20 protein-coding genes are annotated in these 21,237 nt (G+C 71.5%); 11 read left to right on the forward strand and 9 right to left on the reverse strand.

All coding sequences use genetic code 11. From position 1 onward, the window contains the following. Positions 1-74: 74 nt before the first annotated feature. Both ACIOGX_RS19680 and ACIOGX_RS19685 read right to left on the reverse strand, forming a co-directional pair. The gene (locus ACIOGX_RS19680; protein ID WP_356515139.1) at positions 75-587 is read right to left on the reverse strand and encodes an EF-hand domain-containing protein; all 513 of its coding nucleotides are present in this window, start codon (positions 585-587) and stop codon (positions 75-77) included. Between the two features lie 55 nt (positions 588-642). Further along, the gene (locus ACIOGX_RS19685; RefSeq protein WP_356515137.1) at positions 643-1,017 is read right to left on the reverse strand and encodes an STAS domain-containing protein; all 375 of its coding nucleotides are present in this window, start codon (positions 1,015-1,017) and stop codon (positions 643-645) included. 351 nt (positions 1,018-1,368) lie between these two features. On the opposite strand from ACIOGX_RS19685, the gene ACIOGX_RS19690 reads away from it, so the two are divergent. Continuing rightward, the gene (locus tag ACIOGX_RS19690) at positions 1,369-1,950 is read left to right on the forward strand and encodes an RNA polymerase sigma factor (RefSeq protein ID WP_401914741.1); all 582 of its coding nucleotides are present in this window, start codon (positions 1,369-1,371) and stop codon (positions 1,948-1,950) included. Between the two features lie 8 nt (positions 1,951-1,958). Further along, positions 1,959-3,293 (forward strand): maleylpyruvate isomerase N-terminal domain-containing protein, encoded by a 1,335-nt coding sequence (locus tag ACIOGX_RS19695; protein WP_401915118.1) that lies wholly within the window; start codon positions 1,959-1,961, stop codon positions 3,291-3,293. Between the two features lie 157 nt (positions 3,294-3,450). On the opposite strand, the gene purU is transcribed toward ACIOGX_RS19695, so the two are convergent. Further along, entirely contained in the window at positions 3,451-4,344 is an 894-nt protein-coding gene (gene purU, locus ACIOGX_RS19700; protein ID WP_356515133.1) for a formyltetrahydrofolate deformylase, read from the reverse strand. Positions 4,345-4,431: 87 nt separating this feature from the next. Then, positions 4,432-4,878: a hypothetical protein gene (locus ACIOGX_RS19705; protein WP_030351269.1), complete on the reverse strand. Its 447-nt coding sequence runs from the start codon at positions 4,876-4,878 to the stop codon at positions 4,432-4,434. Positions 4,879-5,052: 174 nt separating this feature from the next. Between ACIOGX_RS19705 and ACIOGX_RS19710 the strand changes: the two genes are divergently transcribed. Both ACIOGX_RS19710 and ACIOGX_RS19715 read left to right on the forward strand, forming a co-directional pair. Continuing rightward, positions 5,053-6,333: an ABC transporter substrate-binding protein gene (locus ACIOGX_RS19710; RefSeq protein WP_129768965.1), complete on the forward strand. Its 1,281-nt coding sequence runs from the start codon at positions 5,053-5,055 to the stop codon at positions 6,331-6,333. A 56-nt stretch (positions 6,334-6,389) separates the two neighbouring features. Beyond that, entirely contained in the window at positions 6,390-7,052 is a 663-nt protein-coding gene (locus ACIOGX_RS19715) for an HAD family hydrolase (RefSeq protein WP_401914745.1), read from the forward strand. Here the strand turns inward: ACIOGX_RS19715 and ACIOGX_RS19720 are convergent. Beyond that, positions 7,033-8,307 (reverse strand): transcriptional regulator, encoded by a 1,275-nt coding sequence (locus ACIOGX_RS19720; RefSeq protein WP_356515127.1) that lies wholly within the window; start codon positions 8,305-8,307, stop codon positions 7,033-7,035. The genes ACIOGX_RS19715 and ACIOGX_RS19720 overlap by 20 nt on opposite strands. 249 nt (positions 8,308-8,556) lie before the next feature. Between ACIOGX_RS19720 and ACIOGX_RS19725 the strand changes: the two genes are divergently transcribed. Both ACIOGX_RS19725 and ACIOGX_RS19730 read left to right on the forward strand, forming a co-directional pair. After that, positions 8,557-8,916 (forward strand): DUF6415 family natural product biosynthesis protein, encoded by a 360-nt coding sequence (locus ACIOGX_RS19725; RefSeq protein WP_356515125.1) that lies wholly within the window; start codon positions 8,557-8,559, stop codon positions 8,914-8,916. Next, positions 8,913-9,110, forward strand: coding sequence for a hypothetical protein (locus ACIOGX_RS19730; protein WP_356515123.1), 198 nt, complete (start codon positions 8,913-8,915; stop codon positions 9,108-9,110). Before ACIOGX_RS19725 ends, ACIOGX_RS19730 begins: the two co-directional genes overlap by 4 nt. Positions 9,111-9,192: 82 nt before the next feature. On the opposite strand, the gene ACIOGX_RS19735 is transcribed toward ACIOGX_RS19730, so the two are convergent. Together ACIOGX_RS19735 and ACIOGX_RS19740 are read right to left on the reverse strand one after the other, a co-directional pair. Beyond that, the gene (locus tag ACIOGX_RS19735; protein WP_401914750.1) at positions 9,193-10,890 is read right to left on the reverse strand and encodes a hypothetical protein; all 1,698 of its coding nucleotides are present in this window, start codon (positions 10,888-10,890) and stop codon (positions 9,193-9,195) included. 302 nt (positions 10,891-11,192) lie between these two features. After that, on the reverse strand, positions 11,193-12,575 hold the full coding sequence (locus ACIOGX_RS19740) for a transcriptional regulator (protein ID WP_356515119.1): 1,383 nt from the start codon (positions 12,573-12,575) through the stop codon (positions 11,193-11,195). Positions 12,576-12,883: 308 nt separating this feature from the next. Between ACIOGX_RS19740 and ACIOGX_RS19745 the strand changes: the two genes are divergently transcribed. The 3 genes from ACIOGX_RS19745 (at position 12,884) to ACIOGX_RS19755 (ending at position 16,380) form a co-directional block, all read left to right on the forward strand. Continuing rightward, positions 12,884-13,570, forward strand: coding sequence for a bifunctional DNA primase/polymerase (locus ACIOGX_RS19745; protein WP_356515201.1), 687 nt, complete (start codon positions 12,884-12,886; stop codon positions 13,568-13,570). Positions 13,571-13,696: 126 nt separating this feature from the next. Further along, complete coding sequence (locus ACIOGX_RS19750) at positions 13,697-14,641, forward strand: ABC transporter ATP-binding protein (RefSeq protein ID WP_401914753.1); 945 nt, start codon at positions 13,697-13,699, stop codon at positions 14,639-14,641. A gap of 2 nt (positions 14,642-14,643) precedes the next feature. Continuing rightward, a complete protein-coding gene (locus tag ACIOGX_RS19755) occupies positions 14,644-16,380 on the forward strand; it encodes a transporter (RefSeq protein ID WP_401914756.1) in 1,737 nt (578 codons plus the stop codon). Between the two features lie 196 nt (positions 16,381-16,576). On the opposite strand, the gene ACIOGX_RS19760 is transcribed toward ACIOGX_RS19755, so the two are convergent. Next, a complete protein-coding gene (locus ACIOGX_RS19760) occupies positions 16,577-17,440 on the reverse strand; it encodes an alpha/beta hydrolase (protein ID WP_356515113.1) in 864 nt (287 codons plus the stop codon). Positions 17,441-18,223: 783 nt separating this feature from the next. Beyond that, positions 18,224-18,916: a metal-dependent transcriptional regulator gene (locus ACIOGX_RS19765; RefSeq protein WP_030351277.1), complete on the reverse strand. Its 693-nt coding sequence runs from the start codon at positions 18,914-18,916 to the stop codon at positions 18,224-18,226. Positions 18,917-19,180: 264 nt separating this feature from the next. On the opposite strand from ACIOGX_RS19765, the gene ACIOGX_RS19770 reads away from it, so the two are divergent. Beyond that, the gene (locus tag ACIOGX_RS19770; RefSeq protein ID WP_401914759.1) at positions 19,181-19,936 is read left to right on the forward strand and encodes an SIS domain-containing protein; all 756 of its coding nucleotides are present in this window, start codon (positions 19,181-19,183) and stop codon (positions 19,934-19,936) included. A gap of 701 nt (positions 19,937-20,637) precedes the next feature. After that, a complete protein-coding gene (locus ACIOGX_RS19775; RefSeq protein ID WP_401914761.1) occupies positions 20,638-21,222 on the forward strand; it encodes a carbonic anhydrase in 585 nt (194 codons plus the stop codon). The last annotated feature ends 15 nt before the right edge of the window (positions 21,223-21,237 follow it).

Consider the following 21,237-nt stretch of genomic DNA (forward strand, 5'->3'; position numbering starts at 1 on the left):
AGTCGCCGGGCGAGTCTCCGCGGCCGGTGACCGGGCGAGTCACCGGGGCCGGCGCACCGGCCCCGGACCGCTCATCAGGGCTCGGGCGTCACGTAGTACGCCGCGAAACCGGACAGGATCTCCCCCTCCTGGATTCTGCCGTCGTGGTCCACGTCCAGCTCCGCCGCCACCCGCGTCGCCGCCTCCGGCTCGACGCCGAGCACCCTCAGCGCGCGCTCGGCCGACGCCGGGGTCACCCCGCCGCCGTCCTCGTCGGCCACGGCGATCGCGGCGCGCAGGAACGGCCGGGCGATCTCCGCGAACCGCTCGGGGTTGTCGCGCAGCCGCTTCACCGCGCCGGTGACGAACTCCTGCCTGCTGACCCGCTGGTCGCCGTCCACGTCCGCGATCCCGGCCATGCCCTGCCAGAACGCCTCGGCCCCGCTGTAGAGCGCCTGTCCCTTGTCGGAGCGTGCCGTCGTCCCGAACTCGGCGAGCAGCGCCGCCGCCGCTCCGCTGAAGTCTTCACGGTCGATGTACCCGCTGCCGTCCTGGTCGAAGGCTGCGAACCGGGAGGCGATCTTGGCCTCGTACTCTGCGCTGTCCATCCCCGGAGCGTACGACGGCCGGGGCCCGCGATGTGTCCCGTTACGCGCGGACCCGCTATGCCGAAAGCGGCTGGACCGCGTCGTCAACGGCCGCGGACACGTCCGGATAGACCTCGAAGAGCCGGCGTACGCCCAGGGCCGCCAGAACCCGGTTGACGTGCGAACCCGCCTCGGCGCCACGGGCCGGCAGGATGACATGGAGTCTGCCGCGGCAGGAGTGGAGCAGTCTGCGCGAGGCGATCAGTACGCCGACCCCGCTGGAGTCGCAGAAGAACACCTGAGAGAGGTCGAGCACCAGCGCGTGGCGCCCGGCGGCGACCGCGTCATGGACTCGCTGACGGACCTCCGGCGAGGTCACGATGTCCAGTTCGCCCGTGATGTGCAGCACGGTCCACGGGTCCTGCTCGGACTCCTCCATCGTGAGCGTCACGCGCCTGGACCTTTCCTCGGGTACCTGGGCTGATCCGGAAGAGGCGATCCGCAAGAGCCCGAAGAGGCTGATCCGGAAGTTGCCCTTCCTCATCCCGCCACTGCCCCGCCGCGCCCCGGTGAAACGTTGTCAAACCTCACTCCGCCGCCCGCCGCCGCCCGCGCCGGGCCCGCAGGAGCGCCTCGGGGGCGCACTTGGGCAAAGGGGAGTGCGTTATCAGCGGCGCCCACTACATTCGAGGGAACGGTGGCCAATGGTGGCCGCCGACGGGCTTCGACATGATGGTGGACAGGGGCACGGGAACGGACAGAGGCACAGGCAGGCGCACAGAGGAACAGGGCTGGGGGTCGCATGGCGAAGGACACACCGCCCCGGTGGGACCGCAGGATGCACCAGCGGCTGACGCGGGGCGAGGCGGCGGCTCTCGGGGAGCTGTACGACCGGTACGCGTCCCTGGTGCACGGCCTGGCCCATCGGGTACTCGACGACGACGACGCGGCCGACCGGGTCACCCGTGAAGTGTTCGGTCATGTCTGGGAGAACCCGGACACGTACGACCCCAAACAGGGCTCCATACGCTCCTGGGTGGCGAAAGTCACACAGCGGCTGGCCGTGCAGCGGCTCCGGCGTACGGAAGCGGAGGCGTACGAGGCGCGCGGCGACGGTTCGGCGGAGGAACTGGAGCAGAAGATAAGCCGGGTCTCGGTGGCCGCGCGGGCGGACTACATAGTCAGGTCGATGCCGACGCCCCTGTGGGACGCGCTGGAGCTGGCGTACTTCCAGCGCAGGGACTACCGCCAGACCGCGGCGGACCTGGGTGTCACGGAGGACGAGGCGCGGCGCCGGCTGCGGCTCGGGCTGCAACTGCTCTCCACGGCCAACACCCAGGCACGGAGTGGCTCGTCGCCGCCGGGAATCGGACGTTCCTCGTGACCGGCCCGCTGGACGGCGGCTCCCGTGACGGCCGCGATCCCGACGAGCCGGCGGGTTTCCTCCGTATCCCCGGTCCGAGGACGCCGCCGGACGACGTGGACGTGACGGAAGGGGAGCGCCCGCGGGCCCGTGAGACACCGGAAGCGCGTGACGTGCCCGAGGGGCGTGAAGCAGCCCAGGGACGTGGAGCACCCGAGGGGCGTGAGGCACCCGAGGGGCGTGAAGCGCCGCCCGCCGCCGAGCCGCTGTCGCACAAGGTGCTCATGTCACTGCTCGGAGCCTGGGCGCTGAGCGCCTGCGCCGCCGAGGAGACCGCGCTCGTCGAAGCGCACCTCACCGAGTGCGCCCCCTGCGCGGACGAGGCGCTCCGGCTGCGCGACGCCGTGGGGCTGCTGCACGCCGACGGGAACCTGGACCTCGACCCGCTGCTGCGCTCCCGCGTGCTGGAGAACGCTCTCGGCCGCCGCCCCGCCCGTGTCCCGGTGCCCGGCTGGGCCGCTCCGTACGACGCCGAGACCGCGCGGCTCGACGCGCTCCTGCGGGACATCGGTGACCCCGAGTGGCACGCGCCCGTACGGCTCAAGTGGTACGAGGACGAGGGGACCGTCTCCCGCCGGACGACCGTCGCGGGGGTGATCGGCCATCTGATGACCGTCGACGGCCTGGTCGCCACCTCCCTCGGACTCGACGACCCGCTCGGCGGCTCCGACGCCCCTGTCCACCCGACCGCGCGTACGGAGAGCTTCTGGCGGGCCGCGAAGCCCCCGCCGACCCGCACCGTCCACGAGCCCTGGCGCGAGCAGAGCCACACCCTCATCAGGACGGTGTCCTTCGCGGGGCGCGGGGTCGCCGAACTCTCCGTGTCGTACGGGTTCTTCGCCCTGCCCCTGCGCGACGCGCTGCTCGACCGCGCCTTCGAGTGCTGGGTGCACGGCGCGGACATCGCGGAGGCGGTGGACTACCCGTACAAGCCGCCCAGCGCCGGCCATCTGCACGAGATGATCGATCTGGCGACCCGGCTGCTCCCCGCCGCGCTCGCCATCCGCCGCCGGAGCGGTCTCGCGGCGCCGGCCCGGGAGCTGGTGACGGCGGGCTCGCCCGGCCGGTCGCTGCATCTGGAGATCGAGGGCGCGGGCGGCGGCGACTGGTTCATCGCGCTGGACTCACCGGCGGCGGTCGGTTCCCGCGAGCGTTCCGTGGCGCAGGTGGCGCTGGACGGTGTCGAGTTCTGCCAGCTGGTGGCCGGGCGGGTCTCGCCGGAGGACGCGGCGGCGGGCCAGGAGGGCGACCGTGAGGCGATCAGGGATGTGCTGTTCGCGGCGGCCACGATGAGCCGCCTCTGAAGGCACCCACGCGGACCCACGCGGGACCGGTCGGTCAGGCCCCGTCGAGCGGTCCGCGCCGAGCGGTCCGCATCGACCGGCTCGCATCGACCCGCTCGCGTCGACCGGTTTCGCGTCGAGCGGTTCCCGTCAGCCGGTCCGCGTCGACCGGCTCCCGTCAGTCGAAGACGACGGTGCGGTGCCCGTTGAGCAGGATCCGGTGCTCCGCGTGCCACTTCACCGCGCGCGCCAGCGCCTGGCACTCCACGTCCCGGCCGATCGCCACCAGCTGCGCGGGCGTGACCTGGTGGCCGACCCGCTCGACCTCCTGCTCGATGATCGGGCCCTCGTCGAGATCGGCGGTCACGTAGTGCGCCGTCGCGCCGATCAGCTTCACGCCGCGCGCGTGTGCCTGGTGGTACGGCTTGGCGCCCTTGAAGCTCGGCAGGAAGGAGTGGTGGATATTGATGAGCCGGCCGTTCAGCTGCTTGCACAGATCGTCCGAGATGACCTGCATGTAGCGGGCGAGCACCACCAGCTCCACCCGCTCCGCGCGGACCAGCTCCAGCAGCTCGGCCTCGGCCGCCGCCTTGGTGTCCCTGGTCACCGGGATGTGGTGGAACGGGATGTCGTACGAGGCGGCCAGATCGGCGAAGTCCGTGTGGTTCGAGACGACCGCGACGATGTCCACCGGCAGCGCGCCGGTGGAGGCCCGGAAGAGCAGATCGTTCAGGCAGTGGCCGAACCTGCTGACCATGAGGACGATCCGCATCCGCTCGTCGGCGCGGTGGATCGCCCACTCCATCCGGAACGAGTCACCGATGGCGGCGAAGCTCGCCCGCAGCTTCTCCACGGTCACCGGGGCGTCCGCCGAGAAGTGCACCCGCATGAAGAAGAGACCCGTGTCGTGGTCCCCGAACTGCTGGCTGTCCTCGATGTTGCAGCCGGTCATGAAGAGATAGCTCGACACGGCGTGCACGATGCCCTGCTTGTCCGGGCAGGACAGCGTCAGGACGTACTGATCGGAGGGGGCGGACGGCGGGGCGGCGGGGGGCGGCGTGGCGGTGGTCATGACCTCAGAGGATCCCACATCTGCCCCGCGCGCCCCGGAATCGCCCAGTACGTGGACATTCGCACGCGAACATGGCGTACGCGGGCGTCAGGCGGACCGCGTCATGATCCGCAGCACATCCAGTGAGGTCGGCACCACATCCGGGTCGTCCCCGTCGCTGGTCGCCAGCCGTACGTGCGCCTCGCGGGCCGCCCGTACCGCCTCTGGCCAGCCATGATGCTCCAGATAGGCGGAGACGGGCGCGTCCGCGCCGACCTGGTGCATGATGCGCAGCACCCGGAGCACGGCGAGATCGACGAGGGCGGCCTCGCCCGAGTCGCGGAAGATCGTGCCGACGTATTTCTCGGCGGACCAGTTGTCCAGCCAGGTGTCCTCGACGAGACGGTAGACGGCGTCGGTGACGTCGCCGTACCCCTCCAGGCCGGCCAGCCAGTACTCCTGGTGGAAGACGGGATCGGAAAGCATGTGCAGCGCCGAGCGCACATTGCTGCGCCAGCGCCACCACGGCATGTCATTGAGCGGCATGCCGCCCATGGTGGGGGAGCGACGGGCACGACGGGAAGAGTTCTCGGAACCTTGCTGCACAGTCCACGACTTTACGTTCCGCCCGGGGGCGTCCGGCCGGGCCCCCGCAATTCACCTCCAGGACACCGAACGTTGGTCCCCGCTCACTCGGGTGTTACTCGAAAGGCGCGAGTGTGCAGGACTATGACCGGTTGGCGACGCCCCACCTCCCCCCGCCCCTTCCAGTCCAGTGCGGTCCGCGCTCTCTGTATGACGGCGGCCGGGGCTTCGCTTCTTTCCCTTCTGACCGGCTGCGGCGTTCTCCCTGGCGGCTCGGGGGGCTCCAGGGAGCCCGTCACGGTCATGACCTGGGCGCCGGTCGGCACCAACGCCACCAACCTGCCCGGTATGCCTGCCATGGCCAAGGCGTACGCCCGCTGGGTCAACGCGTCGGGCGGTATCGACGGCCACGAGCTGCGCGTCCTGACCTGCAACGAACGCAACGACACGGCGGGCGCCGCCGAGTGCGCGCGCCGGGCGGTGAAGGAGAAGGCCGTCGCGGTCGTCGGCTCGTACAGCCAGCACGGCCGCGAGTTCATGGCACCGCTGGAGGCCGCGTCGATCCCGTACCTCGGCGGATACGGCGTCACGGAGGAGGAGTTCACCAGCTTCCTCTCCTACCCCGTCAACGGCGGCCAGGCCACGCTCCTCGCGGGCAACGGCCTCCAACTGGCCCGCAACTGCGAGAAGACCGCGCTGGTACGGCCCGACACGATCACCGGCGACGACCAGCCCGAGCTGCTCAACTCCGGCCTGGCCAAGGGCAACCGCGGCCCGGCCACCGACATCCGCGCGGCGGAGGACGCCACCGACTACACCAAGGCGTCCACCCTCGCCCGCGAGGGCGCCGGGGACGGCGGCTGTGTCACCGCGGTGCTCGGCGACCGCACGGAGACCTTCTTCGACTCCTACCGCCGCCTCCCCGAGGACGGCCGCGACATCCGCGTCTCGTCGGTCCTCGGCAGCGTCGGCCAGCCGCTGATCAACCGCACGGGCGGCAAGGACGGCCCCTTCGAGGACGCGTACCTCACCGGCTGGTACCCGGTGGCGAGCGACCCGGCGTGGAAGCCGATGCGCGACGTGATCGACAAGTACGCCTTCGGCGACAACGACATCGACCCGACCGACCCGGGCGCCCAGACCACCTGGATCGCGTACACCGCCCTCAAGGCGGTCATCGAGTCGGTCAACAGCGATGTGATCACCTCCGGCAAGATCGCGGACAGCCTGGACCGCGGCGTACGCGTCGACACGGGCGGCCTGACCCCACCGCTGCGCTGGCGCTACGAGGACATGCTGGGCACGCCGGGCTTCCCCCGGATCGTGAACGGGAACGTGACGTTCCAAGTGGTCCGCGACGGAAGGCTGGTGGCGGAGAGAAAGGGCTTCGCGAACGTCGGCCAGACCCTGAGCGGCACGCACTGACGGCTCCCGGCCGGTGCGTGGGCCTCCTGCCACGGGGTGGCAATACACTCACGGCCATGATTCGCGCGGTGGTCTTCGATGTCGGTGAGTGTCTGGTCGACGAGACCCGGGAGTACGGCACATGGGCCGACTGGCTCGGGGTTCCCCGTCACACCTTCGCCGCCGTGTTCGGCGCCGTCATCGCCCAGGGCCGGGACTACCGGGATGTCTTCCAGGAGTTCAGGCCCGGGTTCGAGCTGTACGAGCAGCGTGAGGCCCGCGCGCGAGCGGGTCAGCCGGAGCACTTCGACGAGACCGACCTGTACCCCGACGTCCGCCCGGCCCTGGCCCGGCTACGCGCGAGCGGACAGTGGCTCGGCATCGCGGGCAACCAGACCGTACGGGCCGGTGGCATCCTCCGTGAGCTGTTCACGGGAGACGTAGACCTGATCGGCACCTCCGACGACTGGGGCGCGAGCAAACCCGACCCGGAGTTCTTCGTTCGTGTCGGCGACGCCGTGCCGTTCGCGAACGACGAGATCCTCTACGTCGGCGATCGCCTCGACAACGACATCCGCCCCGCTCTCGCGGCGGGCATGCGCACCGCGCTGATCCGACGCGGCCCGTGGGCCACCATCCAATGGGCCACCGAGGCGGCGAAGAGGCTGCCGACCATGCGGATCGACAGCCTCAGCGAGCTCCCCGAGCAGATCGCCGAGCTCAACGCGCAAGAGCGCTGACCGTCGTCGCCCAGCCGTACAGCCGGTCATCGAGCTCCCGGACAGAGGGTTCGTGCTGCCACGGCGCAAGCGACTTGCGCACCTCGCGCACCCGGTCCATTCCGGTCGCGTACCACGTCACGGCCAGCTGGTCGAGGGCACGGATCGCGTACTGACAGGATTCCGCCGGATTCCCCGCCGCCGCCTCCACGGCGGCCAGATCGCCGAGGACGACCGTCGACTGCTTGTCCTCCTCGGGCGACAGCTCGTCCAGCACGGTGAGCAGGGTGGTACGGGCCTGCGGCAAGTGCCCCGCCTTGAGTTGCGTGTTGCCCTTGAACGCCGCGAGGCGTACCGGGCCGAACCAGTCCATCCAATCCGGATGGGGATGACCCGACCCCGCGGCGATGGTGTCCTCGGCACGTCCGATCAGGTTCAGCGCGGTCCTGCTGTTTCCGCAGCGCGTCTCGCACTCGGCCTCGACCGCGTCCAGCCACGCCTCGAACTCCGCTGACGCCGGCCCCCGCCGCGCGTAGGTGCGTGCCGCCACCATGCGCTCCATGGCATCGTCGCGCCGGCCCTCCCACCCGGGGATGAACGCGGTGTGCGCGAGGATCGCGGACCCGAGCAACGAATCATCTGCCTCGCCCGCCGCCTGCAACGCCCGCAACAGCGTGTCGCTCGCCCGGTCCGGATCACGCAGGTCGAAGAACTCGATACGGCCGACCAGCATCCATGTCTCCGCCAGCGCGGCGGCCACCAGCTTCCGCGTCTGCCCGGCGGTCTCGGGAAGCAACGCGCATCCCAGGGAAGCGTGCGCCGCCGCGGACGGGTGCAGCGTGGCAGGCGCCACCGACCAGTAGAGGCGTCGGTGCGAACGCGTCACCGCCGTGAAATCGGCTGCCACGCTGGCGGGTTGGACAGCCGAAGCCGTCTGCGTCGGTACGGCGGCGAGGCCGACGGCGGCCACGGTGGCCGTGATCAGATTCCGGCGCACGCGGTCCGGGCTCGCGCCGACGGCGTCCCAGGGCGGCGTGAATCCCAGGGATTCCATCGGTTGTCCCAGCAGGTGCGTCAGTACGCGCTGGCAGTCCGGCTGCGGCCAGGGCGGATTCGCCGACTCCCATCGGCGAACCTGCCGAACGCCGACCGACAGGCCACGGATCCCGAGCCCCTTGGCCGACTCCGTCAACGCGTCGGCCAGTGCCTGCTGTGAGGTGTAGCCGGCCGCCACCCGGGCGGACTTGAGCCTGATATTGCCTGAGGGACGGGACATGCTCTACCTCCAGGGCGGGACGCATGGGGACTTGCAGTGTCGCATCAGGCCCGCTTCACGTTCACCCCATCACCCGAAAGGGGTCAACAAGGTCCTTTTCAAGCCGCTGTGAAGTCCTCCTGGAGTCCTCGCTCCGTGTGTCAGGCACGGCCACTCTGATCGCACGGATCGAGCGACCGATGAGGACGAGGAGCCACGACCATGGCCGGGACCGGCACAACCCCATTGCCACGTAGCACTCCTGAAGAGGTGATCACCCCGCCGGGAGACGACAGGGCCGCCCGATGGCAGAGCAGCATCGACCGGGCCCGGCAGGTCAGCTCCGGAACGCGCAGTCGCGACGAGCTGTCCGAACTGGCCTCGGTGCTTCGCGACCACATCGCCGAGTTGCTCCCCACCGCCCGCGCCGAGGCCGGCCGGCTGTGGCGTGGCGGCACCGACTGGTACCGGCTGACCGCCCGCCTGGACAGCATCCAGCGCCACGCCGCGCGAGGACTCGGCTCCGGAGTTCTGACGGCACACGTTCACGTACGGCTGCTCGCGCTCGACTGTCAGTGGCTCCTGGAGCACTACGCCCCGGACACGGCCGGAGCGGAGCCGACGCGGTGACCAGATGCGTCACGGGCGGGCACGACTTCCCGTACGAGGACGAGACCGGCGCCTACTGCCACGAGCACGGAGTGACTCTGCTGTGGCACGGAGATCCGATCACGCGGGACGACCGGTCCCCGCGCCCCGCCTGCTCAACCGCGTATGTACCGCGCGACCGGCCGCCTTCCGATGTGGCCGACGGCGCGCCGTAGATCGCGCGGCCCCGGCCCACCGGCCCCGCGCCACGGGCCCCGCACCCCGTCTCGGGGGCGTGGGGCCCGTGGGCCGCGTGGGCTACAGCTGGGTCGGGGCGCGTTCCGTCAGGTCGTATTTCTTGGCGATGCTGTTCCAGAGGCCCGACGCCTTCTGCTTCGCCGCCGTGGCCTCACCGCTCGCCTGGTTCGCCTTGGCCGCCTGCGAGGTCGTGCGGGCGCGGCCGTCCTTGCAGCCCTTCTTGCCCTTGGTCTGCTTGGCCCACTGCGCGTAGTGGTCGTCCGCCGAGGCGGAGGCCTGCCAGGCGTCGGTGAGGGCGGACGTCAGGGCGGCGTGGTTCGGCAGTTTGTCGAGGGTCAGGGCCTCCAGCTGGGTCACCAGGCCCCGGCGCTGCTCGGCCGCCCCGTGGAGGTCGGTGGCCGCCTGGTCCAGGTTGTCGCAGGACTTGATGTCCTCGACCGCGCTGATGACCGTCGAGCGGCTGTCGTTGCTGTCCGCGAGGAGCTTGTCGAGCGCCTCGGCCTGTTGCTTCACCGGGTCCGGGGCGGCGGCCTGGGTGGAGGGTTCGGTGCTGGGCGAACTCGCCGACCCCACCGTCTTGCTGTCGTCCTTGGGCGAATCGCCGCCGTCGCTCATCAGCGCGCCCGCGCCCAGGCCGAGAACGGCGCAGCCGACGACCACGGCCGCGATCACCGGCGCCCGGGACGACTTGCGGCGCCCCGTGCCACGGCCGCCGCCCGCCGGGTCCTGCCGTGCCGACGGCTGCTGGTACGCGGCGGCCGGCTGCTGGTAGGCGGCGGGCTGCTGACCGTACGGCGCGCGCTGCTGCTGGGGCTGCTGCGGCGGCTGCGGACCCCGGCCCGCGCCGAACGGGGGCATCTGCTGCGTCGACTCCGCGCCCTGTCCCCCGCCCGGCCCGTCCGTACGGAAGAGGTTGTCGAACTCCGCGGGCGGCTGGCGGTCGCCCGGGGCGCCGGGCCGGATGCCGTACGGGGCTCCGGAGGGCGCGGCCGGGGCGCCCTGGGCGGAGACGGGCGCGATGAACTGCGTGGCGTCCGAGTCCGGGCCCTGCGGAGGGGGCGCGGTGGACGGCAGGTACTGCGTGGCCTCCGCGGAGCTCTCCGGCGGCAGCATGCCGGGGCCCGGCGAGACCGGAGCGACCGGGGCGATGAACTGCGTGGCGTCCGAGTCCCCCATCGCGGGCACCGGCGGCAGATACTGCGTCGCGTCCGCGCTTCCCGGCGCGGGCGCCTCCGCGGGCAGCGGCAGAGGCTGCGCGTGGGGCTGTGCCGGAGGCAGCGGCTGCGGCAAGGGCTGCGACTGCGCCGGCGGAAGCTGCTGCCCCTGCGGATACTGCTGGTACGGCGCGTACGGCTGCCCCTCGGCCGGCTGCCCCGGGACCGGCTGCTGCCCCGGGACCGGCTGCCCCTGGGCGGGCGGGAGCGGAGCGCCGTACGACTGGCCGCCCTGCTGCGGCGCGTACGCCTGCCCGTAGGTCTGGCCGTAGGTCTGCCCGTAGGTCTGTTCGTACGACTGCGGTACGCCCTGCCCCTCCGGGGCCGACGGCGCGCCGCCGTACCCGGGCTGCTGCTCCTGGTGGCCGTCCTGCGGGCCCCAGGGCTGCCCCCACGGCTGCCCGCCGGCCGGCACCGCCCGGTCCTGGTCCGCGGCCGTGCCGGGAATCCAGGGCCCGCTGCCGTCGCTGGGCAGCACCACGCCTTCGTGCGCGGGGCGCGCGGCGGGGTGCTGCGGCTCATCCCCTTGTCCGCTGTGCGTCACCGGGACTCCTACGTGTGGAACGTGTGGACCTACCGAATCGTCGGTTCACGCTACCGGGTGAATCGCGACCGCTGCCACGCGCGTCGGTCCAGTAACAACTCGCCCCCTCACGACGCTGATAACGGGTCCGAATTCGCCCACCCCGTCCTGGACTTGATCACCCTCACGCCACCCCCACGGCGTCCACACAGCACTTCCACGGCCCGCCTCACGCGCAGGGCTCCGCCAGGTCCTGTCCGGTCGGTGCTCGTGGGGCACGAGGACCGACCGGACAGGACCTGGGAGCGCGGGAGTGGGCGCCGTCACGCCGCCTGGATCTCCAGCCGCGCCGTGAACTCCCGCACCGCGGGTTCGTTCGCGTACGGCTCCATCCGCTGCTGGAGATCGTCGAGATACTCCGCGCCCCGGCTGGAGCGCAGCGCGCCCAGCAGCTCCACCGCGCGCGTGCCCGTCCGGCACGCCTCCTCGACCTCCCGCTGCTGGACCTGGGACGTGGCGAGCAGGACGAGCCCGATCGCGCGCCGTCTGGCCCGGGTCTCGGGATGGCCCGCCAGCGAGACCTCGGCGTGCCGGGCCGCCTCCTCCGGCCGGCCCAGATCGCGGTAGCAGTGCGCCAACTCGTCGGCGAGGTAGGCCTGATCGAAATGCGCGATCCAGTCCGGGTCGTCGCCCGAGGCGTCGCCCGACTGCTCCAGCGCGGTGACCGCCCGGCCGACGGCCGCCTCACAGGTACGGGCGTCGCCCATCAGCGCGTGGCCCCGGGCCTCGGCCGCGTGGAACATGGCCTGCGCCCTCGGCGCCACCTGCCCGCGCGCTCCCTCCTGCGCCGCGCGCGCCAACTGCGCGATCTCGCGCGGATTCCCGAGCTGCGCCGCCAGATGACTCATCGACGCGGCCAGCACATAGCCGCCGTACCCGCGGTCCCCGGACGCCTGGGCCAGCCGCAGCGCCTGGATGTAGTAGCGCTGGGCGAGCCCCGGTTGACCGGTGTCGATCGCCATATAGCCGGCCAGCTCGGTCAGTCGGGAGACCGCCGCGAAGAGCCGCCGGCCGACCGCCTCCCGGTACGAACCGGAGAGCAGGCCCGACACCACGCTGTTCAGATAGTGGACGACGACGGGACGGACATGGCCGCTGCCGAAACGGTGGTCCAGGTCGATGAGGGCCGCGGTCATGGCTCGTACCGCCTCGACATCCGAATCCCCCACCCGTGCGCCGGTGTTGCGCGCGACGGCCGGGTCCGCACCGGTGATCAGCCAGTCCCTGCTGGGCTCGACGAGCGCTGAGGACGCCACCGCCGAGCCGGACAGGAAGTCACGGCGGCCCACATCACTGCGCCACAGCTCACAGGCCTGCTCGATCGCGCCCATGACGGTGGGCGAGAACTGAAGACCGACACCCGAGGCCAGATTCTTGCCGTTCGCCATCCCGATCTCGTCGATCGTGACCGTACGGCCCAGCTTCCGGCCCAGCGCCTCGGCGATGACGCCCGGGGCCCGGCCACGCGGCTGCTGTCCGCGTAACCAGCGCGCCACCGAGGTCTTGTCGTAGCGCAGGTCCAACCCTCGCTCCGCGCCCACCATGTTGACGCGCCGGGCGAGCCCGGCGTTGGAACACCCCGCCTCCTGGATGAGCGCCTGGAGCCGTTCGTTCGGCTGGCGCGCGACAAGTGGTCTGGCTGCCAATGGATACCCCCTGTGGCCGCAGTGATCAGCTCACTGAACACTGCCCGGCACATATGCGGAGAATGCACATGTTCGGTGATAACGGAAAAATTCGAGGAATTTCAGAAAGCTTGGGTAAACACGGCAAGGCTTGCCCGCATGCCTTCCGCGTTGCCCATATGTTGTCGGACCCCCGAGGGTGGCTACCCGCTTACCGCTCCACCCCTTCCCGCGCGCCCCCGCCCATGCATCCATGCGCCCCATATGCGGGGCGGGCGTTCCCCGGCGTGGCAACGGGCACCCCGTAACCCGTGGTGGCGGCGGTAGTTGTGCTGTTCGTGGAAGAGACCATCGGAGTGACGGACGCCGCGCACATCCCTCAACAGCGGGGCGACCTGCTGCTGGACAGCGCGGTGCGGTACGCGGAAGAGCGGCACTGGGACGTGTTCCCCGGTACCTGGCTGGAGGCGGCGGACGGCCGGGAGACCTGCTCGTGCGACCGGACGGACTGCCCGGCGCCGGGAGCGCACGCGGCGGGTCCCGACTGGGCGGCGCAGGCGACGGGCAGCGCGGTCGCGGCGCGCAGACTGTGGTCGAAACAGCCCAGGGCGTCCATCCTGCTGCCGACGGGACGCACCTTCGACGCGCTCGACGTACCGGAGTCGGCCGGCTTCCTCGCACTGGCCAGGATGGAGCGGATGGACCTGACGCTCGGGCCGGTGACCCGTACCCCGGCCCGCCGGATGCTGTTCTTCGTACTGCCGGGCGCCGCGGCCAAGGTGGACGACCTCGTACGGAAGCTGGGCTGGACCCCCGGCGCGATCGACCTGGTCACACGCGGCGAGGGGGACTACGTGGCGGCCCCGCCGACGCGGATCGGCGGCAGCGGCGCGGTGCAGTGGGCGCGCCGGCCCACGCAGGCCAACCGCTGGCTGCCGGATGTCGAGGAGCTGATGAGCCCCCTCGCCTACGCGTGCGGGCGGGAGGCGGCCGAGGAGCGGGCCCGCCGCGCTTAATGGGGCCTGTCCGGAGGAGGTCCTGTCCGGCCGAGGTCCTGTCCGGCGCCCCGTACATAAGGTGGTCCCCGTAGATATATACGGGGACATCTGTACGAGACGCGAAAGCACGGAAGGCGGTGCGCGATGCCGGACCAGGCACGGGACCAGGCACGGGATCGGACACCGGCGGAGGGGGCCGGCGGCGCCGAGGCGGTCGGTGGGGCCAAGGAGGCCAGCGGGGCCGAGGAGGCCAGCGGGGCCGAGGGGGCCGACGGGAAGCGGCCGATACCGCCGGCCACCGGCGCGGAGACCACCCCCCGCGCCGAGCCCGCCGTTCAGGTCGAGGGGCTGTGGAAGCGCTTCGGCGAACACATCGCCGTCGCCGGCATCGATCTCGAACTGCCCGCGGGCCAGTTCATCGGCCTGGTCGGCCCGAACGGCGCGGGCAAGACCACGACCCTGTCCATGGTCACCGGGCTCCTCCGGCCCGACCAGGGACGGGTACGGGTCGCCGGCCACGACGTCTGGCAGGACCCCGTCGAGGTCAAGGCGCGGATCGGGGTCCTGCCGGAGGGGCTGCGGCTCTTCGAGCGGCTCTCCGGGCGGGAGCTCCTCGGCTACACCGGGCGGCTGCGGGGGCTGCCGGGCACCGAGGTCGACAAGCGGGCCACACAGCTCCTCGACGTACTGGACCTGGCGGGCGCGCAGCACAAACTCGTTGTCGACTACTCGACAGGTATGCGAAAGAAGATCGGCCTCGCGGCAGCACTGCTCCACAACCCCCAGGTCCTCTTCCTGGACGAGCCGTTCGAGGGCGTCGACCCGGTCTCCGCGCAGACGATCCGCGGCGTCCTGGAGCGCTATACGGACTCGGGCGCGACCGTCGTCTTCTCCAGCCATGTCATGGAACTGGTCGAGTCGCTGTGCGACTGGGTCGCCGTGATGGTGGCGGGCCGTATCCGCGCGCAGGGCACCCTCGAAGAGGTACGGGGTGACGCGCCCACCCTCCAGAGCGCCTTCCTGGAACTGGTGGGCGTCCAGGGCCACGGCGCCGGGGAATCGCTGGACTGGCTGGGCGGCGCGCGATGAACATGGCCGAGAACAACCCCACGCCGATAACCTCCGCTCCGCCCACGCCCCCTTCGCCGGGGACCGCCCCGGCGGCGCCCGTACCGTCGGCGCCCGCCCGGCCCTCGTCAGGCCGGCCCTCGTCAGCCCAGGCCCCGTCCGGCTCGCCCTCGTCCGTCCCGCTCACGTCTGTCTTCGTACGGCTGAAGCTCTCCCTGCTGCGCAACGGGCTGCGGCAGTCGTCGGGCCGTACGGTCGCGTACATCGCGTCGGCGGTCTTCGCGCTGCTCCTCGCGGCGGCGCAGCTGCTCGGTCTGCTCCTGCTGCGCGGAAGTGACCACGCGGGCATGCTGGTCGTGCTGCTGACCGCCCTGCTGGCGCTGGGCTGGGCCGTGATGCCGCTCTTCTTCCCCGGCGGCGACGAGACCCTCGACCCGACCCGGCTGGTGATGCTGCCGCTGCGCCCGCGCGCGCTGGTCGGGGCGCTGCTCGCGGCCTCGCTGGTGGGGATCGGGCCGCTGTTCACGCTCTGCCTGGCGGTGGGCTCGGCGGCGGCCACGGCGCACGGCGCGGCGGCCGTGGCCGTCTCGGTCCTGGCGGTGGCGCTGGTCCTGCTCGTGTGCGTGGCGCTGGCGCGCGCTGTCGCGACGGCCAATATCCGGCTGCTGACCTCGCGCAAGGGACGCGATCTGGCCGTGCTGAGCGGTCTGGTGATCGCGGTGGGCATCCAGGTCGTCAACTTCGGTGTCCAGCGGCTCGGTGACGCGGGCGGGCTCTCCGCGCTCGACCCGGCGGCGCGGATCGTACGGTGGCTCCCGCCGGCGTCCGCGATGGGCGCGGTGGAGTCGGTGAGCGAGGGCGCGTACGGGCGGGCCGCGGCCCAGCTGCTGCTCACGGTGGCCGCGCTGGCGGCCCTGCTGTACGCGTGGCAGCGGTCGCTGGTGAAGCTGATGACCGCCCCGGACGGCTCGACGCTCGCGGCGTCGGAACCGGCACGCAAGGAGTCGGTGTGGCAGCCGGGGCGGCTGCTGCCCGAGGGGCGTACGGGCACGGTGATGCTGCGCAGTCTGCGGTACGTGTGGCGCGACCCGAAGACCAAGGCGGCCTGGGTGACCTCGCTGGCCATCGGCCTGATCGTGCCCCTGCTCAACGCGCTCCAGGGCAGGGGCACGATCTACTTCGCGTGCTTCGCGGCCGGCATGCTCGGCATCCAGATGTACAACCAGTTCGGCCAGGACACCTCGGCCTTCTGGATGGTCGCGCTGACGATCTCCTCGACGCGGGACGCCTATCTCGAACTCCGCGCGCGGGCACTGGCGCTGCTGGTGATCACCCTGCCGTACTCGGCGCTGGTGACCGTGGCCACGGCGGCGCTGCTGGGTGACTGGGGGGCGCTGCCCGAGGCGCTCGGGCTGTCCTTCGCGCTGCTCGGCGCGATGCTGGCGACGGGCGCGGTCGCCTCGGCGCGCTTCCCGTACTCGATACCGCAGGACAGCGGTTACAAGAACGTCGCCCCCGGCCAGGCCGGTCTCGCGTGGATCTCGATCTTCGGCGGCATGCTCGGCGCCGCGCTGTTGTGTGCGCCGGTGCTCGCGCTGACGATCTGGATCCATGTGTCCGGCGCGGACGAATGGGCGTGGCTGCTGCTCCCGGCCGGTGCGGTGTACGGCGCCCTGGCGGCGGCGGGCGGCCTGCGCCTGGCGGCTCCGCGGACGGCGGCGCGCCTGCCGGAGATCCTCTCGGCGGTCAGCAAGGGCTGACGGCGCGGCAGGCGGGGAGCCCGGTCACGTCAGGGCAGCCCGGCGCGTCAGGGCACCCCGGAGCGTCAGGGCAGCCCAGCCACGTCAGGGCACCCGGGAGCGTCAGGGCGTCCTGTCGCGTCCGCGGGTCCCGTCGCGGTCAGCGGGTGCCCACGTGTCCGGGGCCCGTCATGTCGGCGGTGCGGGTCCCGTCGCGTCAGGGCGTCAGCACGCCGTCCAGGAACGGTTCGATCGCCGCGCGCCAGGCTTCCGGCTGGTCGTAGTGGGCGAGATGGCCCGCGTCCGTCACCTCCGCGTACTGGCCGCGCGGCAGCACCCGCACCATCTCCTGGGCCTCCGCACGGCCCAGCTCGCCGTCCAGACCGCGGACCACCAGGGTGGGGCACTGGACGTGCGCCAGCTCCTCCCAGTGCGCGTCATAGACCCAGGTCTCCCGGGACGTCAGCATCTGGCGGCGCGAGAAGACCGGGCGCCAGCCGTCCGCGCTCTCCGCCATCACCTCGGCGAAGAACTCGCCCCGCGCCGGCGTGGGCCGCTCCACCCAGGGGTCGTCCTCGCCGAACCACTTCCGTACGTCGGCGAGCGTGGCGAACGGGACCGGCCAGGCGCGGAACCAGTCCGTCCACTCCCGCTGGGAGGCCGCCCCCAGCGCCGACGCCCGCATGTCGCAGATGATCAGGGCCCGGACCAGATCGGGCCGCTTGGCGGCGAGCTGCCAGGCGGTGAGCGCGCCCATCGAGTGACCGATGAGCGTGACGGGACCCAGTCCGAGCTGTTCGATCGCGGCCTCGGCGTCGGCCACGTACGCCTCGCGCGTGAACGGCCCGCCGGACGGCTTGTCGCTGCGGCCGTGTCCGCGCTGGTCGAGCGCGATCGCGCGGTGCCGCTCCGCGAGCCAGCGCGCCGTGGCGGCCCAGTGCGAGGCGCGGCCCATGAGGCCGTGCAGCAGTAAGACGCCGGAAGCCCTCTCCGTCTCCTCCCGCCGCTTGGGCGGGTCGGCAAACTCCCAGGCAGCGAGACGTACACCGTCCGCTCCGGTCACATCGATGCGCCGCACCATGCGTCCCGGCACCCCCTTCGGTCCTGAGTGGTCGAGTCGGATTCCGCCATGGCCCCGTTCCGATGCGTCCAGCCACGCCAGACTATCGAACTCCCATTCGAAAAACTGTTTCCCGCCCGCAACACCGCTCGTTCGAGTGACCACACCCCAGGATTGCCGGACGCGGCCCGGGGGAGATCTTCTCCGGGAGGCGGGCCGCTCGGGGATGACGGTCCGAGGGGAATGACCCTGGGAGCTCGGGGCTCCGGGTCAGCGCAGGGGAGGACAGGCTCCGGTGCCGAAAGGCACCGGAGCCGCCCCCTCGCAGAACGCTCCGGCTCGGGCTCGGATCGCCGGGCTCGCGCGGAGCACGCGGATCACACGCCCGCTCACGCACTCGCTCACGCACTCGGTCACACGCCCGCGGATCACATGGATCACACAGCTCTCCCGGCCCGGACAGCGGCGGGACATACGCGCCGTACCGCAGACGCGACACACAGTGCACACCCCCGCACAGGCGCATCACCCTGCTCCCTCCCCGGCCTCGGACCGACCCGGAGCCGCACCCCCGGCCGGCACCTCAGGTCATATGCCTCTGCCACAGACTGGCACGCGAACGCCCAGCCGTCGCCCCCTCCCGCCGGAAAGCGCATACAGTCCGGCCACGCGACGCTCCCCTGAGTCACTCCGCCGTCCGGGCGTCTCAGCACACCCGCGCACCCACCCCGGAGGCGCACACGCCGGAGCGCCGCCCGCCCCCCATGGGCGGACGACGCTCCTTCGACTACGGGACCCGGTGCCTCAGCGCTTGGCGACGAAGACGTGCGACGCCACCTCGGACTGAAGCTCCGCCGCCTCGCCACTGCTTCCGACCAGCACCCCGCCGGGCGACTCCGTCACGCTCACCACGGACCCGGGCTGTACGCCCGCGCGCCGCAGCGTGTACATCAGCTGCGCATCGGTCTGGATGGGCTCGCCGATCCGCCGCACCACGACCGTCTTGCCCTCGGCGCCCGGGTCCAGCTCGGCGAGACTCACCATCCCCACATCCAGGAACGGATCCGCCTCGGCCTTCTCGCCCAGCTCCTCCAGGCCCGGGATCGGGTTGCCGTACGGCGATTCCGTCGGGTGGCGGAGCAGTTCGAGCACGCGCCGCTCCACCGCCTCGCTCATCACGTGCTCCCAGCGGCACGCCTCCGCGTGCACCTGCTCCCACTCCAGGCCGATCACATCGACCAGGAGACACTCGGCGAGCCTGTGCTTGCGCATGACGCGCGTCGCCAGCCGGCGCCCTTCTTCCGTCAGCTCCAGATGCCGGTCACCCGCGACCTGCACCAGTCCGTCGCGCTCCATACGGGCCACGGTCTGGCTGACCGTCGGCCCGCTCTGGTCGAGCCGCTCCGCGATCCGGGCCCGCATCGGGACCACACCTTCCTCTTCCAGCTCAAGGATGGTGCGGAGGTACATCTCCGTCGTGTCGATCAGTCCGGACATACATGCCCCTCGATAAATCGTGCGCTGGCCCTGACTCAATTCTGACGCATACCACCGACAACCGTGCCGTGCGTGGAGAGCGGAAGGGGCGGAACCCGGTTGCGGCGGGACAGCCATGTCGGGTCGCCGTATTGACAGAGCAATGGTCCAGACCTCAACGTGATCCGCGGCACAGACATTCCCGTGCCCGCCCCGCCCCTGGTCCCAGCCGTGAACCACCCCCCTGTTCCGCCCTTGATCCCCCACCCTGGAAGGGCCTCCTCGATGAGCGAGAGCAAGCTGGCCGGTCAGTTCTTCGATGCGGCGATCGGTCTGCTCCAGCGGGTACGCGACGAGGAGGCCGCCGGCGTCGCCGCCGCCGGAACCGCCGTCGCCGACACCGTCGCCGCCGGAGGCCGGCTCTTCGCCTTCGGTGCCGGGCACTCCTCGCTCGCCGCGCAGGATGTCGTCTACCGGGCCGGCGGCTTCGCCGTGATGAACCTGCTCACCGTGCCCGGCGTGGTCGGCGTCGATGTCATGCCGGCCACCCTCGGCTCCGCGCTGGAGCGGGTCGACGGGCTGGCGGGCGCCGTCCTCGACTCCTCCCCCGCCCGTGCCGGGGACCTGCTGGTGATCATCTCCCTCTCCGGGCGCAACGCGCTGCCCGTCGAGATGGCGATGAACGCGCGGGCGCTGGGGCTCAAGGTCATCGGCGTGACGTCCGTGGCGTACGCGACGGAGACGAAGTCACGCCACCTCACCGGGACCTACCTCAAGGACCACTGCGACATCGTGCTGGACAGCAAGATCGCGGTCGGTGACGCGGAACTGACGGCCGACGGCATCGAGGCGCCCTTCGCGCCCGCCTCCACCGTCGTCACCAGCGCCCTGATGCAGGCCATGATGGCCGCCGCCGCCGGAGAACTCGCCGAACGCGGAATCGAACCCCCGCTCCTTCGCTCCGGGAACGTGGACGGCGGGACCGAGTGGAACGGCCGCGTCATGACCGAGTACGGCGACCGGATCTTCTACCGGCACTAGAACGCATCTGTGAACGGCGACGGACTGTGGCGGCCTGGGTAAAGCGACGCGACCGAAGACAGAAAATGCGACGCACGTAACAGCGGACACCGAGAGTGACATCTGGGGCCTGTGGGGCACGCTCCCGCAGGCCCCAGCTCGTTTCCGTACCCACGAACCGCCACTTTGCGTCACCAAGAGAGCACTTGGCGGAATTTTGATCTTTCACAAAGAAGTAATGTTCAGGCAAAGTAGGTGAGGCTGCGGTGCGGCATCATCGGAACTGACGACATGTCGGCGCCGTACAGCCGTGCCCGCACGGCACCACGGAAAGACCGAAAGACGGAAAGGGCGAGCTGTGAGAATCCGACTGGACCGCGAGTCCACCGTCAGACGCGGGACGACCGCTCTCTGACCCCGGCCGCCCGGACCATCACCCGGCAGCCGCCACGCCGGGCTCCCCAACTGCCGCGATCCGGCAGGGTGCGACGCCCGCACGGCTCCCCATCAGGCCCGGGACCTCTCTGACGCCCGGCCCTTTCCCCTGACGCGACCCTCACGTCTTCACCCACACGTCTTCACCTTCACGTCTTCACCCTCACGATCGACCTCCAGGTTCAACGCTCATGCACAACCAGCAGTTCTCGCACACCCGTTTCACCCCCCACTGACCCGACCACACCGCGCCCCGGCGAGCCCGGGAGTGCAGGAGGCAGGCCATCATGAAATCCCTCATCGACAACGCCCGTTCCTTCTCCGTGCAGGTGGCGGAACGCCCCGAAGAGTTCCGAGATCTCGCGGCGGGGCAGACGCCGCAAGCACTGTTCATCACCTGCTCGGACTCCCGTGTCATCCCCTCGCTCATCACCGGCGCCCGCCCCGGCGAGCTGTTCGAGCTGCGTACGGCGGGCAACATCGTCCCCCCGTACGACCGGGACCGCCCCAGCGGCGAGACCGCCACGATCGAGTACGCGCTGCGCGTGCTCGACGTCCGTGACATCGTCGTCTGCGGTCACTCACACTGCGGCGCCGTCGGCGCCATGGTCCGCGGCGAGGACCTGTCGGCCGTTCCCGCCGTGCGCGGCTGGCTCGGCCTCCGCGCCTCCAAGCTTCCGTCGGAGCACGGTCTCGCCCACGCCGTACGGCACCACGCGGCGGCACAGCTCGACACCCTCCGGAGCTATCCCGCCGTACGGGAACGTCTCGCGGACGGCCGTCTCTCCTTGCACGCCTGGTACTACGAAGTGGACACGGGCGCGATCAGCGTCCACCGGCCCGAGCTGGGTGGGGAGTTCAGACCGCTGTGACAGCGGCCTCGGCAT

Source organism: Streptomyces sp. NPDC088147 (assembly GCF_044741565.1).
GTDB lineage: Bacteria > Actinomycetota > Actinomycetes > Streptomycetales > Streptomycetaceae > Streptomyces.